The 15,055-nt window shown below is 57.8% G+C and carries 14 protein-coding genes; 6 read left to right on the plus strand and 8 right to left on the minus strand.

Annotated elements, in window-relative coordinates; translation table 11 throughout:
• The first annotated feature begins 249 nt into the window (after positions 1-249).
• Entirely contained in the window at positions 250-1,023 is a 774-nt protein-coding gene (locus HZB29_07850; GenBank protein MBI5815510.1) for a hypothetical protein, read from the plus strand.
• 81 nt (positions 1,024-1,104) lie between these two features.
• Here the strand turns inward: HZB29_07850 and HZB29_07855 are convergent, their stop codons facing one another.
• The 4 genes from HZB29_07855 to HZB29_07870 form a co-directional block, all read right to left on the minus strand.
• Positions 1,105-1,929: an HD domain-containing protein gene (locus tag HZB29_07855; GenBank protein MBI5815511.1), complete on the minus strand. Its 825-nt coding sequence runs from the start codon at positions 1,927-1,929 to the stop codon at positions 1,105-1,107.
• Between the two features lie 69 nt (positions 1,930-1,998).
• On the minus strand, positions 1,999-3,147 hold the full coding sequence (gene proB / locus HZB29_07860; GenBank protein MBI5815512.1) for a glutamate 5-kinase: 1,149 nt from the start codon (positions 3,145-3,147) through the stop codon (positions 1,999-2,001).
• Positions 3,144-4,157 (minus strand): anthranilate phosphoribosyltransferase, encoded by a 1,014-nt coding sequence (trpD, locus tag HZB29_07865; GenBank protein MBI5815513.1) that lies wholly within the window; start codon positions 4,155-4,157, stop codon positions 3,144-3,146. The genes proB and trpD overlap by 4 nt, the downstream gene beginning before the upstream one ends.
• A 57-nt stretch (positions 4,158-4,214) precedes the next feature.
• Entirely contained in the window at positions 4,215-4,778 is a 564-nt protein-coding gene (locus tag HZB29_07870; protein MBI5815514.1) for an aminodeoxychorismate/anthranilate synthase component II, read from the minus strand.
• 105 nt (positions 4,779-4,883) lie between these two features.
• On the opposite strand from HZB29_07870, the gene HZB29_07875 reads away from it, so the two are divergent.
• The 3 genes from HZB29_07875 to HZB29_07885 all read left to right on the plus strand — a co-directional run bounded on the left by HZB29_07875 (position 4,884) and on the right by HZB29_07885 (position 8,534).
• Positions 4,884-5,474, plus strand: coding sequence for a class I SAM-dependent methyltransferase (locus tag HZB29_07875; GenBank protein MBI5815515.1), 591 nt, complete (start codon positions 4,884-4,886; stop codon positions 5,472-5,474).
• A 9-nt stretch (positions 5,475-5,483) separates the two neighbouring features.
• Positions 5,484-7,688: a PAS domain S-box protein gene (locus tag HZB29_07880; protein MBI5815516.1), complete on the plus strand. Its 2,205-nt coding sequence runs from the start codon at positions 5,484-5,486 to the stop codon at positions 7,686-7,688.
• A gap of 81 nt (positions 7,689-7,769) precedes the next feature.
• Positions 7,770-8,534 (plus strand): slipin family protein, encoded by a 765-nt coding sequence (locus HZB29_07885; GenBank protein MBI5815517.1) that lies wholly within the window; start codon positions 7,770-7,772, stop codon positions 8,532-8,534.
• Between the two features lie 64 nt (positions 8,535-8,598).
• Here HZB29_07885 and HZB29_07890 read toward each other — a convergent pair whose 3' ends face one another.
• On the minus strand, positions 8,599-9,024 hold the full coding sequence (locus tag HZB29_07890) for a hypothetical protein (protein MBI5815518.1): 426 nt from the start codon (positions 9,022-9,024) through the stop codon (positions 8,599-8,601).
• Positions 9,021-10,871: a YgiQ family radical SAM protein gene (locus tag HZB29_07895; GenBank protein MBI5815519.1), complete on the minus strand. Its 1,851-nt coding sequence runs from the start codon at positions 10,869-10,871 to the stop codon at positions 9,021-9,023. The genes HZB29_07890 and HZB29_07895 overlap by 4 nt, the downstream gene beginning before the upstream one ends.
• A 210-nt stretch (positions 10,872-11,081) precedes the next feature.
• Between HZB29_07895 and gatC the strand changes: the two genes are divergently transcribed.
• The gene (gatC, locus tag HZB29_07900; protein MBI5815520.1) at positions 11,082-11,369 is read left to right on the plus strand and encodes an Asp-tRNA(Asn)/Glu-tRNA(Gln) amidotransferase subunit GatC; all 288 of its coding nucleotides are present in this window, start codon (positions 11,082-11,084) and stop codon (positions 11,367-11,369) included.
• Between the two features lie 6 nt (positions 11,370-11,375).
• Complete coding sequence (gatA, locus tag HZB29_07905) at positions 11,376-12,836, plus strand: Asp-tRNA(Asn)/Glu-tRNA(Gln) amidotransferase subunit GatA (GenBank protein MBI5815521.1); 1,461 nt, start codon at positions 11,376-11,378, stop codon at positions 12,834-12,836.
• On the opposite strand, the gene hemL is transcribed toward gatA, so the two are convergent.
• Both hemL and mtnP read right to left on the minus strand, forming a co-directional pair.
• Positions 12,831-14,111: a glutamate-1-semialdehyde 2,1-aminomutase gene (hemL, locus tag HZB29_07910; protein MBI5815522.1), complete on the minus strand. Its 1,281-nt coding sequence runs from the start codon at positions 14,109-14,111 to the stop codon at positions 12,831-12,833. The genes gatA and hemL overlap by 6 nt on opposite strands.
• 19 nt (positions 14,112-14,130) lie before the next feature.
• Positions 14,131-15,000 carry an S-methyl-5'-thioadenosine phosphorylase gene (gene mtnP / locus HZB29_07915; protein ID MBI5815523.1) on the minus strand — a complete coding sequence of 290 codons (870 nt, stop codon included), beginning with the start codon at positions 14,998-15,000 and terminating at the stop codon, positions 14,131-14,133.
• Positions 15,001-15,055 lie beyond the last annotated feature (55 nt).

Genomic DNA, 15,055 nt, shown 5'->3' on the forward strand with positions numbered 1-15,055 from the left:
AATCCATTCTTCCCTTGCCAGTTTTCCCGTTACCGTTTACTCTTTTCATGTGACCTCCTTGCTTTCCGTTGTTTTCGTTCAAAAACATGGTAGCAGGTGAGGTCATACCTTCGTTTCAACTAAGTTTAGGACACTTTCCCGCGCATTTCACAAATAATAGTTTTCCTTTGATCTCAAGCGATTCGGCAGTTTATGTTATGGTACATCTTTGAATAACAAATCGATATTAACAACTATTCGGGTCAGGCAATGAAAAAGATTCTTGGAGTATTGACGGTCATTTTTGTGCTTGGATTCTCCGGAGCAGCTGACGCAACGCCTTCCACTCAAATCTGGATACCATCCACCGATATCCAGGGATTTCTTGTCCCGCATTTTGGAGTTGACACTTACAATACTCTCGGCGAAAAATCCATCCCGAACGGCGGCAAGGGGTTCAACACGATAAACTACGGCCTGACAGTGGGCATTTCGCCTCCCGGCATTTCCGATAAAATTGGAATCGAGGTGGGCGTTGATTACCGTGATGTTTCCGGCGACAGCGAAAACCCCTGGTACTGGAACGCCAAGCTTGGACTGGCCGAAGGGGCGTTTGGAGATATTTCGCCCGCCATTGCCGTCGGCGCGTACGACATGGGGAACAAAGACGGCGTAAATGATTACAACATCGTATACGGTCTTGTGGCCAGGACATTCGGCGAGTTGGGACGTCTTAGCGTGGGAGGTTTTTCCGGCAATGACAAACTGCTGCTCGACGGAGAGGGGAAAAAGGATAACTCCGGCGTTCTGGCCTCGTGGGACAAGGCAATCAACGACAAGTGGTGGGTTGCGGCCGACTACATGGGCGGCAAAAGCGGATACGGAGCGCTAACGCTGGGCTTCTGTTATTATATATTGCCTTCGACCAGCTTTATCGTCGGCTACGATATTTATAATAACAGCGACATCAAGCCGACCCTGACTTTCCAGTTGGACATAAATTTCGACGGCTTGACGCATCCGCATCACGCTCATAAAGACTAAACGCCGCAGCTTGTGGCGCGCCGGAAATGACCCAAGGTAAAAACATCCTTTCCTGCGCGCTTCATAAAATGCATTCCAGGTTTATTCCCAGGCTATGCTCCTGCCGTATTTTTCCGGGTCTTGCAAAAAAGCGTTTTTGCACGCCTCCGAACAAAAATGAAATGTTTTCTTTCCTGTGATGGCGTATATCTTCCTGACGCCGGGCATGCCGCACACCGGATCGAGCATTTGAGATCCCATCCCGGCTTCATATCTTAAGAACAGGTCCACGATGCTCGGATCAAACTGCTTGCCGCTGTTTTCAACCAGTATTTGACGCGCCCGCTCGGGGGTGAGCGCCTTGCGGTAAGCGCGGTCTGAAGTCATCGCGTCATACGCGTCAATTACCGAAATAATCCGTGCGCCTATAGGTATGGCCTCGCCAGCCAAACCGTCTGGATAACCTCCGCCGCCGTACGCCTCATGGTGATGGCGGATGATGGTTGCCGCCTTTTTCAATCCCCTGATGGATTTAAGGGCGTCCGCCCCGAGAGCGGGATGCGCCTTTATAAGGGCAAACTCGTTTTCATCAAGTTTGCCCGGCTTTTTCAAAACGCTGTCCGGCACGCCGACTTTGCCTATGTCGTGAAGAGCTCCGGCGGCGGCGAGATCGTTTAGCCCGCTTCTTGAAAGTTCCAGCCAAGCGCCTATTTGGCTTGAGGCGCCCCGCACACGGGCGCAATGCCCCTCGGTGTAGCCGTCTTTAAGTTCGATCAAGGACGACAGGGAGATCAGCATTCCCATGAATTCTTCATCCTTTTCCCGTGACAGGCGAAAAAGAAACATGGCCAGGCCAGCCAGCGCTATCGCAAGAAGCGCCTCTGATATGACAAGCAGGTGCATTACTGTTTCAGTGTCCGCCAGCATGACCACCTTCTTTTGGAAAAGTCAGCGTTTTTTCCGGAAATAATCAGGGTTTGATTATATTGCGCAGGTTTAACCGCAAAAAGCCATGTCATCCCTATGGATTATTTCGTCGTACGCTTTATAGCCCAATAAATTTTCTATCTGGTTCGAGCGCGCACCCTTTATCCTCTCAATCTCTCTCGACGGGTAATTAACAAGCCCTTTGGCGAACTTTTCGCCGTCCGGCCCAAAAATGTTCACCGCCTCGCCCGCATCGAAATCCCCCGCCACTTTCGTTATGCCGGACGCCAGCAGGCTGCGCCCTTTTTTCAGGATCGCCTCCTTCGCCCCGGCGTCCACATGGATTTCCCCGGATGACTTGAGGGTGAACTCTATCCAGTGCCGCTTGCTGTCGAGCCTGTCTTCATGGGGGGAAAAGAACGTCCCCACCGGCTTCCCGGCCAACGCCGCAAGCAGGGAGCCTGTGACTGTCCCCGGCAATATGATAGTGGGGGTCCCGAACCGGGCCGCTTCCGCCGCGGCGCGCACCTTGGAGGCCATCCCTCCTAACCCTGTCCGTGACGACGAATCACCGGCGACTGAGAGGATGGATTCGTCCACCTCTTCCACGAAATCTATCCTGGCCGCGTTCTTGTCCTTGCGCGGGTCGGCCTGGTATAGACCGTCCACGTCGGACAGCACCGCCAGAAGGTCCGCCTCCACAAGGTTTGTGACGCGGGCTGAAAGCGTGTCATTGTCGCCGAACTTTATCTCGTCCACCGCCACGGTGTCATTCTCGTTTATTACCGGGACAACCCCCAGGTCGAACATGGCGTTCATGGTGTTGCGGGAGTTTATGAAACGCTTCCTGTCCGAAAGATCGTCATGGGTCAAAAGCGCCTGCCCCGCCTTCACCCCGTGCGCCGCCAGATGGCGCGCCCACAGCGCGATAAGGCTCCCCTGCCCCAGCGCGGCGGCGGCCTGCTTGACCGGGATGGAAAGGCCGTGGCGAGGCACGTTGAGCATTTTGGCCCCTATGGCCACGGCGCCGGAGGTCACCACCGCCACCTTGCGCCCGCCTTTGGAAATATCCGCCACCTGCCGGGCGATCTCCTCAATCACGGCGTCGTCCACCGTGGTATATCCCCCGCCGGTAAGCACTCCGCTGCCGATCTTCACAACTATCCGCCTGGCTTGCGAAAGGAGCTTTAAGCGCCGCTCCGCCTGATCAGGCGTCATGCTCCGCACACCTTCACGAGCGCATCCAGCTTTCCCGCGGCGGCCCCGGAATCTATCGATTTTTCGGCCAACGCAATGGCGTCATCGATGAATTTTGACAGCCCCCCGGCGCAAATCACCGCCGCCGCGTTGAGTATGGTGATGTCCCGGTGCGCCCCCTTCTGGCCGGCGAGCACGTCGCGGGTGATCCTGGCGTTATGCTCCGCGTCCCCCCCCTTGATGGAATCCGGGTGGTGGATCGGCATGCCGAACTGCTCCGGGGTGACGGTGAATGTCTTCACGCGGCCATCTTTTAGCATGGCCACGTCGGTGGCGGTGGTGACGGTTATTTCGTCCAGCCCGTCGTGGCCGTGGACCACGAAAACATGGACCGCCCCAAGCTTGGAAAGCACGAGGGCTATCGGCTCCACCAGTTTGCGGTCATATACACCGATCACCTGGTTTTTGGCCCCCGCAGGGTTCGTCAAAGGCCCCAGCAGGTTGAATATGGTGCGCACGCCGATGTCCCTGCGGGCCGGCATCACGTATTTCATTGCGCTGTGCATCAGCGGGGCGAAAAGAAAACCGATGCCGACTTGCGCCAGGCACTTCTCCACTTTGGCCTGCTCGGCCTCCACGTTCACCCCCAGCGCCTTCAATACGTCCGCCGAGCCGGATCTGGACGATATGGCCCTGTTTCCGTGCTTTGCAACGGTCAATCCCGCTCCAGCCGCCACGAAGGCGGCAGTGGTGGAGATGTTGAAAGTGTGCGCCCCGTCGCCGCCTGTGCCGCAGGTGTCCACCACAATTCCGGAGCCTGCGTTGACCTTCAGCGCTTTCTCCCGCATCACCCGGGCCGCGCCGGCGATTTCCTCCACCGTCTCCCCTTTCATCCGAAGGGCGGTCAGCAGCGAGGCGATTTGCGCGTCCGAAGCCCCCCCGGTCATGATCTGTCCCATGACCGCGGCCATTTCGTTTTCCGTAAGGCCGTTGCGTTCGATTACTTTTGCGATGGCGTCCTTTATGGTCATTTCAATTTTCTTCCGATATTGTCCAGGTAATAATAATCAAAATGCGGCTGTCCCGCCCTAAAAAGAGAGGAAATTCCTCAATAAATCCTTCCCCACTTCCGTCATGATGGACTCGGGATGGAACTGCACCCCCTCCATCGGGGCGGTCTTGTGGCGTATCCCCATGATCTCCCCGTCCTCCGACCGGGCGGTTATCTTGAACACGGACGGCAGGCTGGCCTCCTCCGCCACCAGCGAATGGTAACGGGTGGCGGTGAACGGGTTCTTTATCCCTTTGTATATCCCCTCGCCGTCGTGATGTATCTGGCTGGTCTTGCCGTGCATCAGGGTCTTGGCCTTGATGATGCGCCCGCCAAACGCCGCCGCCATGGACTGGTGCCCAAGGCATACCCCCAGGATGGGAAGTTTACCCCCGAACTCCTTGATAACTTCCATGGATATCCCCGCCTCGTTGGGGGTCTTGGGCCCGGGGGATATGACGATCCGCGAAGGCGCCATCGCCTCTATCTGGCCGATTGAAAGCGCGTCGTTTCGCGAAACGTTCACCTCCTCGCCCAGTTCGATGAGATATTGGGCCAGGTTGTAGGTGAACGAGTCATAATTGTCTATAAGCAAAAGCATCCTGCACACTCCGAAAAGTCACGCTGGATAGTATATGACTTAAGCGGTACAATTAAAAGTCGTGGAGGATGCTTTTTCGTTCCATAACATCACATTCTGGTCAATATGCATGACAATGGCGGCGGCCACGGCGCGCACGTGTTCGATCCCAAAAGCTGGATGAAGCTTGAATCGCCCGAGCGGCGGGCGAAAATGGACCCTGAAAAGCTGGCGGATATCATGGGATTGACAGGCGAAGATGTTGCGCTCGACATCGGTTGCGGGACCGGATTTTTCGCCCAGTCCGTGGCGCCGCGCGTTAAAAACTATTATGGAGTGGACATTTCCGAAGATCTGCTCGATGTGTTCCGCTCCAAAATACGGGACGGGGTGATGGGGAATGTGGTCCTGAAAACCGGGAACGCCACGGCCATGCCTGTTGAAAGCGGCTGTTGCAGCCTGGCCTTTCATGTGACGCTGTTCCATGAAATAGAGTCTCCGGAGGTTTTCCACGCAGAGATACGGCGGGTCTTAAAGCCCGGCGGCAGGCTTTTCGCGGTGGACTGGCACGCCCGGGACACAGGATGGGGGCCGCCTGTGGACCATCGGCGCTCCGTGGAGAGCGCCATAAAGCTGATGACGGACGGAGGTTTCGCCATTCTCAAGGAACATGGAATATACAAGGACCATTATGTCCTTGAGGCGGCGGTCCGGTGACGGTGGACCATGAAAGACGATAATTCCGGCGTGGACAAGACCCGCGAAAAAGAAGAGCTGGCCAAGGTCTATAAAAGGCGCGTCACTCCCGTCCGGCTGACGCTGATCACCGCCATGCTCATATTCCTGTGCGAAGCGCTGGTGATGCTGATCCTTCATTTCATCCCGAAAGTGACCGGGATGCTGGAGGCCATGATAGACTCCACGTTGCTCACCTCCACGATGCTTCCGGCCCTTTATTTCCTTTTCTACCGCCCGATGATGCGCCACCTTTTCGAAATCGAGAATTTTGAAAGGGAACTGGTAAAAAGCCATGAAAGCATGGAAAACGCCCAGATCGCCGCCGACTTCGGCGTATGGGAATGGGACGTGAAAAGCGGGGGGCTGTTCTTGTCCAAAGGAGCCCTGCGGCTGGCGGGGCGGACCGAGGAAATCCTGAAAAAAGGCTTTGAGGGATACATCTCGTGTGTCCATCCACTGGATGCGGAATTCGTCCGCAAATCGTTCATGGAGCTTGCGAGCCGGGGAAAGACCCTGGAGATAGAGTACAGGCTTTTACTCCCGGACAAGACGGAGCGCGTGGTCCGCCACAAGGCCGAAGTCGCCGCGGAATCCGAAGGTTCGGCGGAAAAAGTCACTGGCGCCATACAGGACATTTCGGAACGCGCCAAGGCCGAAAGTGAAATGAACCGCCTTGCGATGGCGGTCAACCAGGCGGCGGAGACGATTGTCATCACGGACACGGCCGGAGCCATCCAATACGTAAATCCCGCTTTCGAGAGGATCACCGGATACACGAAAAACGAGGCTTTGGGCAGGAATCCGAGGATATTAAAAAGCGGCAAACACGAAGACAAGTTCTACCGGGACCTGTGGAGCGCCATAACGGCTGGCAAGGTGTGGAAGGGGCGCATCATCAACAAGAAAAAGAACGGAGAGCTTTACGAAGACGAGGCGGTCATCTCCCCCTTGTTCGACCACAGCGGCAGGATCGTGAATTTCGTCGCGGTCAAAAGGGACATATCCAGGGAAGTGGAGCTTGAAAAGCGGATCCGCCGTTCACAGAAAATGGAGGCGATAGGATCGCTGGCAGGGGGCATAGCCCATGATTTTAACAACATACTTTCCTCCATAATCGGCTACACGGAAATGGCCATGGAGGACGTCAAGCCCGGCTCGCCGGCCAGGGAAGACCTGCTCGAAGTGCTAAAGGCCGGGAAAAGGGCCAGGGAACTGGTGAACCAGATTCTTATCTTCAGCAGGAAGGGCGAACGGGAGAAAAAGCCGCTTAGCCTTTACATTGCGGTGAAAGAGGCGCTCAAGCTGTTCAAGGCGTACGTCGCGCCGCCGATAAAAATAGCGGAGAACATAGACAGCGCCTCGGGGGTGATAATGGCCGATCCCACCCAGCTAAACCAGGTGATAATGAACCTGCTCACAAACGCAAGCCATGCGATGAAGACAGGCGGCGGAACGCTTAGCGTGGGGGTGCGGCGGACCGAGCTTTCGGAAGATTTCAACACGCCGGGGGGCGATTACATAAAACCCGGCTCATATATCCTCATTACTGTCGCGGACACCGGCCATGGGATAAAAAAAGATGACCTGGACCGCATATTCGAGCCTTTTTTCACCACCAAGGCGGTGGGGGAGGGGACCGGGCTGGGGCTGGCCATCGTCCACGGCATCGTCACCGGCATGGACGGCGCCATTATAGTGGAAAGCGAGTTCGGAAAAGGCTCCGAGTTCAAGGTGTTCCTGCCGCGCGTGGAGGAGAAAGCGGAGACTGAGGAAACGATCATCGGCGGCGAACGCGCCAGAGGGGGCCAAGAGAGGCTTTTGGTGGTGGACGACGAGGAGTCGGTGGCCAAGTTCCTTAAAAGGGCGCTCACCATGATAGGGTACACCGTGGAGGCGGTCACAAGCCCGGCCGAAGCGCTGGAATTGCTCAAGCGTGGCGGCGATGAGTTCGACCTTATCATCACCGACCACGCCATGCCGGAAATGAACGGCGAGATGATGCTTGAACGCATAAGGGAAATGGGAGTGGAGACACCGGCGATAATCCTCACGGGAGTAAGCGCCAATGTCAGCGTGGAGCGGGCCGCGGCCCTGAAGGTCAGCGAGGTGGTCAACAAACCCGTGCTCACCCGGGAACTTGCCGAAGTGGTCCGCAAGACGCTGGACGTGCGCAAGGGGGCCGGAGCCGCGTGACGGCCGCCGGACGCTCCGGCGGGATATAATGTGTGTGAACGCCGCCATCGGCGGAACGTGGTCAATTAAAGGGAGGTCATCATGTCAGGTTTCTTGACTGTGTCGGTCGTTTTCCTGGTCCTTGTGATTTCGTCGTTCCGCATACTCAATGAATACGAGCGCGGCGTCATATTCCGCCTTGGGCGGTATTACAAGGTCAAAGGCCCCGGGCTGATCGTCGTTTGGCCGGTGATAGACAAAATGGCGAAAATGTCCCTTCGCCTTGTCACCATGGACGTGCCCCCGCAGGACATCATCACCAGGGACAACGTTTCGGTCAAGGTCAACGCCGTGGTCTATTTCCGCGTGATGGAGCCGGACAAGGCGGTGATCCACGTAGAGGACTTTTATCACGCCACCGGGCAATTGGCGCAGACCACTCTACGCTCCATCCTTGGCCAGGTGGAACTGGACGAACTTCTGGCCAGCCGGGACAAGATAAACCACGAAATACAGATCATCCTGGACAAGCGGACGGATCCGTGGGGGATAAAGGTGGCCAACGTGGAGGTCAAGCATGTGGACCTGCCGGTGGAAATGCAGCGGGCCATGGCCAAGCAGGCGGAAGCGGAAAGGGAACGGCGCGCCAAGGTGATCAATTCAGACGGTGAATTCCAGGCCGCCCAGAAGCTGGCGGACGCGGCGGAGATAATCACGAAGCATCCTGCGGCCCTCACGTTGCGCTATCTGCAGACGATCCGCGAAATGTCGGCGGAACATTCAACGAACACCATAATCCCCCTGCCGATGGACTTTCTGCAGCCGTTCATGAAAGCCATAACGCGGTATGGCGAGCAAAAAGAGTGATAGCGCGGGGATATGATCCACGGCCGCAGGCCGCAGGGGAACTATAGCCGGGAATCGGACGCCGTCAGGCGCCCAACATCCTTGTCAATAAACCTTTGCGCTCCTCCGGCTTCTTTTTTTTCAGCGATTCAATCTCCCCGGCGGAAGGCTTGACGCGTGACAGTACCCACCATGGATCCGGCGACGCCGTTGCGGAGCATCCCCCGCCACAGCTGGACGGGTCATAAGTTTTTATCATGCGGGGGGATTCGGGCGTATGGACGTATGTGTACGGGTACGCGATGTTGATCATCCGGCGCGCCTTCACTTCGGCGTGGAGTCCCCGCAGCAACTCCGCCGCCTTGCCAGCGTCAATCGCCTCCACCAAGCCTTGCGTGAAATTGACAGCGGTCCAATCCCCTTCCAGCGATTCGGCCAGTGAAATATAACCCTCTTCGCTTAATATCCCTTCAAGCCTGCCCGTAAAAAGCTCAGTAAATTCCGCGCTCATTTACGCCCTTTCCATCCTTTTCCGGTTTTGGACACTTTCCGCCCGGCGCCTCCCGGACTGCCATAACCGATCAGCTTGCCGTGGCCGTGGCCGATCAGGTCCTCCCTGCCCGCCGCCCTTAACGCCTCGCGGACCGCGTCGGCGTTTTCCGGCTTGAAATACTGCATCAAGGCACGTTGCAAGGCCCGCTCCCGGCCTCCCTTGGCCACCTTTACTTCGCGGCCCGTCATAGGATCAGTCCCGGTATAGTACATGTCCGCCGCAAGGGTCATGGGGGCCGGAATGAAGTCCTGCACCTGCCGTGGCCTGATTCCGTTCTTTTTAAGGTATAGCGCCATCTCCACCGCCTCAGAAAGCCCGCAGCCGGGATGGGCGGAGATGAAATAGGGGATGATATATTGTTCCAGCCTGGCCTTCGCCGACTCATCCATGAACCTGCTTTTGAACCTGTCGAACGTTTCAATGGAGGGCTTCCGCATGAGGGCCAAAGCGTCCGGGTCGCAATGTTCCGGCGCCACCTTCAACTGGCCGGATACGTGATGGCCCGCAAGTTCCTTTATATATTCCGGCGAAAGGTTCGCAAGGTCGTACCGCACGCCCGAGGAGACGAACACTTTCTTTACCCCCTTGACAGAGCGGGCCTTCCTTAGCATTTCGATCTGCGGCCCGTGGTCCAATCCCAATCGTTTGCACACGTCGGGATGCACGCAGGAAATCCGCTTGCACACCCGCTCCACCTCAGGCTCCCGGCACCTAAGCCTGTACATGTTGGCGGTGGGCCCGCCGATGTCCGACACGTATCCGGTGAACCCTTTCATGTGCGTCATTTTTTCCACCTCCGCCACGATGGACCCTTCGGAACGGCTCTGGATCGCCCGCCCCTGATGGACGGTGAGCGCGCAGAACGAACACCCGCCAAAACATCCCCTCATGGCGGTGACGGAGAACCGTATCATCTCGAAGGCCGGGATGGGCTTTTTATGGCAAGGGTGCGGCGCCCGCATGAACGGCAACGCGTACACCGCGTCCAGCTCATCGGTGGACAGAGGGAGCGCGGGCGGATTGACCTTCACATACCTGGCGCCGTGTTTCTGCGCCAGTGTCTGGGCGCATCCCGGATTCTGGTTAAGATGGATCATTTTAGCGGCGCGGGCATATTTGGACTTGTCCTCGTTTACCTCCTCGAACGCCGGGATAGTGACGGCCCCTTCCCCAAGTTCCTTGCGCTCCTCGGCGGAAATCATCACCGCCGTCCCGCGGATGTCCTTTATATCCTTGATTCCGGCGCCCGCGCGCATGGCTTCCACAATCTCTTTAAGCGGACTCTCCGCCATGCCATACACAAGGATGTCCGCCTTGGAGTCCTGCAAAACGGAACGGCGCGGCCTGTCGTCCCAGTAGTCGTAATGGGCGAACCGGCGTAAAGACGCTTCCAGCCCGCCGATCACTATTTTTGCGTTGGCGAATGCCTGGCGTATCTTGTTGCAATATGCGATCACGGCGCGCGGCGGGCGAAGTCCGGCCATTCCACCTTCCGCGTAAGCGTCGTCGGACCGGGGCTTTTTAAGCGCCGTCTGGCGCATCATCATCGAATCCAGGTTGCCGGAAGTGACACCGAAGAACAATGCCGGCTCGCCGAGTTTCTTAAAATCGTCCGGCCGGGCCGGGTCCGGCGCCGGGATAACGCCCACCTTGAGCCCCAGCGACTCCAGATAGCGTCCCACCACCGCCGCGCCAAAGGAAGGGTGGTCCACATAAGCGTCGCCGGTGACCAGGATCACATCAAGGCGGTCCCATCCGCGTGCGTTTGCCTCTTTGAGGGATGTGGGAAGAAACTGTCCGTCCATGATTCAATTATGACACACGTGGCGTGGCGCTATTTAAAGCAAATGGCCTGCGCCGCCGCTGAAATGCGCGCGATTGACTTTGCTATCGGCCGAAAATAGGTTATATTACTTTGTTTTAACATGGAGATGAAAAATGGCTAGCCCGACAAGAAGAAAGAAGCTCAAAAGGCGCTGGAGAAGCAAAAAGGCCACCCACAAGAGGTAAGCTAAATGGCTTTGTCTAAAGACGAGGTGCGCCACGTGGCCAACCTGGCCCGGATGGAGCTTGCCGAGGCGGATGAAGAGAGGTTTGGCGGCCAGTTGTCGTTCATTCTGGACTATATCGGCCAACTTAACGAACTGGACACATCCAAAACCGCGCCCACGTCCCACGCGCTGGACATCACCAACGTGTTCAGGGATGACGCGCACGGCCGCCCCTTCGGCGATGGCGTTTGGGACTCCAACGCCCCGTCCGCCGATCACGGCCATTTCCGCGTCCCCAAAGTGCTGGACTGACATAACATGACAGACATCTGCGCCCTTACGCTTCACGAGCTTTCCGCCTTGCTGGAAAAAGGCGAGGTCACAAGCGAGCAGGCGACAAAAGCTTACCTGGGCCGGATAGCCGCCCATGATAAAACGCTCAACTCATACGTCACGGTGGACGCCGAGGGAGCCATGAAGCAGGCCGCCGAAGCGGATGCGCGGCGGGCCAAGGGCGGACGCGGGCCGTTGCTTGGCGTTCCGCTGGGCATCAAGGACGTGATGGCGACCAAAGGGCTTCGCACCACCTGCTCGTCAAAAATGCTGGAGAACTTCATCCCGCCATACGACGCGTTCGTGATAAAAAAACTAAAGCAGGCCGGCGCGGTGATATTGGGCAAGACGAACATGGACGAGTTTGCCATGGGATCGTCCACGGAGAACAGCCATTTTGGCGCGACGAAGAACCCGTGGGACATTTCCAAAATACCGGGCGGCTCGTCCGGGGGATCGGCGGCGGCGGTGTCGGCCGATCTTTGCGCCGCCTCGCTCGGGTCGGACACGGGGGGCTCCATCCGCCAGCCGGCGTCGCTTTGCGGGATAGTGGGCCTTAAGCCGACCTATGGAAGGGTCTCGCGGTTCGGGCTGGTGGCCTTCGCCTCGTCGCTCGACCAGATAGGGCCGATGACAAAGGACGTGCGCGACTGCGCGATGATGATGAACGCAATCGCCGGGCACGACGATATGGACTCCACCAGCGCCAACGCCCCCGTTCCGGATCACACCGCGGGGCTCGATGACGGCGTAAAGGGGCTCACCATCGGGGTGCCGAAGGAATATTTCGTCGAAGGCATGGATCCCGCCGTGGAACAATCGGTCCGCTCCGCCATAAAGGCGTTGGAGCAGGCGGGGGCGGCCGTTAAAGAAGTGTCCCTCCCCCACACCAAGTACGGCGTGCCCGCATACTATGTGCTGGCTCCGGCGGAAGCGTCGTCCAACCTTGCCCGTTACGACGGGGTGAAATACGGTTACAGGGCGGAAAGTTCCGCGGGCCTTGCCGGCATGTACAAGAAAACGCGGGCGGAAGGATTTGGCCCGGAGGTCAAGCGGCGCATCATGTTGGGGACATATGCCCTTTCGTCCGGCTATTACGACGCGTATTATCTGAAGGCCCAAAAAGTCCGCACACTGATCAAGGACGATTTTATGAACGCATTCAGGGAAGTGTCTGTGATAGTGGCGCCCACCGCCCCAACGGCGGCCTTTGGAATAGGGGAGAAGGCGGACGATCCACTCCAGATGTACCTTTCCGACATTTTTACCATCAACTGCAACCTGGCCGGCATTCCGGGGATATCCGTCCCGTGCGGATTTACCCCCGCCGGGCTGCCTGTGGGCCTGCAGGTATTCGGCGGATTTTTCGCCGAGCCGCTGCTCCTGCGCGTGGCGCGGGCGGTGGAAAAGCTCTCCGGCGCCGCAGGAAAGAAACCTTCCCTATAAAGTCTTAAAGGCCCGTTCCGCCGCGTCCAGCGTTTTGGCGATGTCCTCTTTGGTGTGGGCCAGCGACATGAAGCCCGCCTCAAATTGCGACGGCGCCAGGTACACACCTGATTCGAGCATCTTCGCGAAATAACGGCCGAACTTCGCCGTGTCGCAGGTCTTGGCGCTTTTGTAATCGTAAACTTCCGGGGCGTCCGTGAAGAACATGGAGAACATGGAGCCCACCCGGTTGAACACAGCCTTCACCCCCGCTTTTTTGGCCAGGCTTTCAAGCCCGGAGCAAAGTTCGTTTGAAAGGGACTCCAGTTTTTCGTAAACGCCCGGTTCATTCAATATCTTCAGTGTCTCGATTCCGGCGGCCATCGCCAGCGGATTGCCCGAAAGGGTTCCCGCCTGGTAAATCGGCCCGGCTGGGGCGATCTTCTCCATTATCTCCCGTTTGCCGCCATAGGCCCCCACAGGCAGGCCGCCGCCAATCACCTTGCCCATGGTGGTCATGTCCGGAGTTATTTTATAGCGTTCCTGCGCGCCCCCGAGCGCCACGCGAAAGCCGGTCATCACCTCGTCGAATATCAGAACGGCGCCGTATTTGGAGCAAAGCTCCCGCACTCCTTGAAGGTAACCAGGCTTGGGGACGAGCACTCCCATGTTCCCCACCACAGGCTCTATTATCACGCACGCGATTTTGTCACCGTCCGCCTTGAAAGCTTTCTCCAGCGAATCAAGATCGTTGAACGGAAGCGATTTGGTAAGCTGCGCCAGCGCCTTGGGCACACCCGGCGAATCGGGCAATCCCAAAGTCTCCACCCCGGAGCCGGCCTGGGTCAAAAGCGAGTCGCCATGGCCGTGATAGCAGCCGTCGAACTTGACGATGATGTCCCGCCCGGTAAAGCCCCGCGCGGCGCGGATGGCGCTTAACGTGGCCTCGGTGCCGGAATTTACCATGCGCACCATATCCACCGACGGCATGGCGGCGATCACCATTTCAGCGAGAGTTATTTCACGCTCCGTCGGCGCGCCGAAGCTCGTCCCGTCCGCCAGCGCCGCGGCGATGGCCGCGTTCACCCTCGGATGGGCGTGGCCGGCTATCATCGGCCCCCAGGAGCCGACGTAATCGACATATTCCTTGCCGTCCGCGTCGTATATCTTCGATCCCGCCGCTTTATTTATGAACAGGGGATTGCCTCCAACGGCGCGGAACGCCCTCACAGGGCTGTTGACCCCGCCGGGGATGAGTTTTTTCGCCTTTTCGAAAAGCCTGGCCGATTCGCCCATCGTAAAAACCGCTTCCTTCCTAAGAAATGTACTTGCCGATTATCAGGTCAAGGTCCCGCTTGGTCTTGTCCGGTATCATAGCCGGATTGGTCATGATCCCGTGCCGGAGCGCGTCCTTGCAGCCGCAGGTCCGTTCCGCGGCGATCATGGGGACGGCGGCCCTTATCGCCGCCTTGGAGTTTGCCACGTTCTTGTTCATGGTGGCGATCACCTGCTCCACAGTCACTATCTCGTCGTGCCAGCAGTCGTAGTCGGTGGCCAGGGCGATGGTCGCGTAGCATATCTCCGCCTCACGGGCCAGCTTGGCCTCCTGCAGGTTCGTCATGCCGATCACCTCCGCCCCCCAGGAGCGGTACAGATGCGATTCGGCCTTCGTGGAGAACAGCGGCCCTTCCATGCAGACGTACGTGCCGCCTTTGTGGGATTTCCAGCCGATTGTATTGGTGGCCTTGTAAAGGACGTCCGATAGATGCGGGCACACGGGGTCGGCGAAGGCGACATGGGCCACAACGCCGTTCCCGAAAAACGTGTCCGCCCTTTTTCCCCTGGTCCTGTCTATGAACTGGTCCACCACCACGGCGTGGCCCGGCTCTATCTCAAGCTTTAAAGATCCGACGGCGGAAACGGATATGATCCGCGTGACCCCCAGCTTTTTCATCCCCCAAATGTTTGCCCGGAAGTTAAGCTCGGAGGGAAGGATGCGGTGCCCCCGGCCGTGGCGCGGGAGAAAGGCCATTTCAACGCCGTTGAGCCTGCCTGTCACAAAATCGTCGGAAGGATCGCCAAAGGGAGTGCGGACACGCTCGGTGCGCACGTCCGTAAGACCCTCCATCTCGTAAAGCCCGCTGCCGCCTATAACGCCTATAGTCATTATTCCAAGCTCCTTCATGGATGTGCCCGCTGCGTGATGTTGCGCGCGGGTGTTTGTTCATGGGGATTTAATA

This window comes from Nitrospinota bacterium (assembly GCA_016235255.1).
In the GTDB taxonomy this organism is placed as follows: domain Bacteria; phylum Nitrospinota_A; class UBA7883; order UBA7883; family JACRLM01; genus JACRLM01.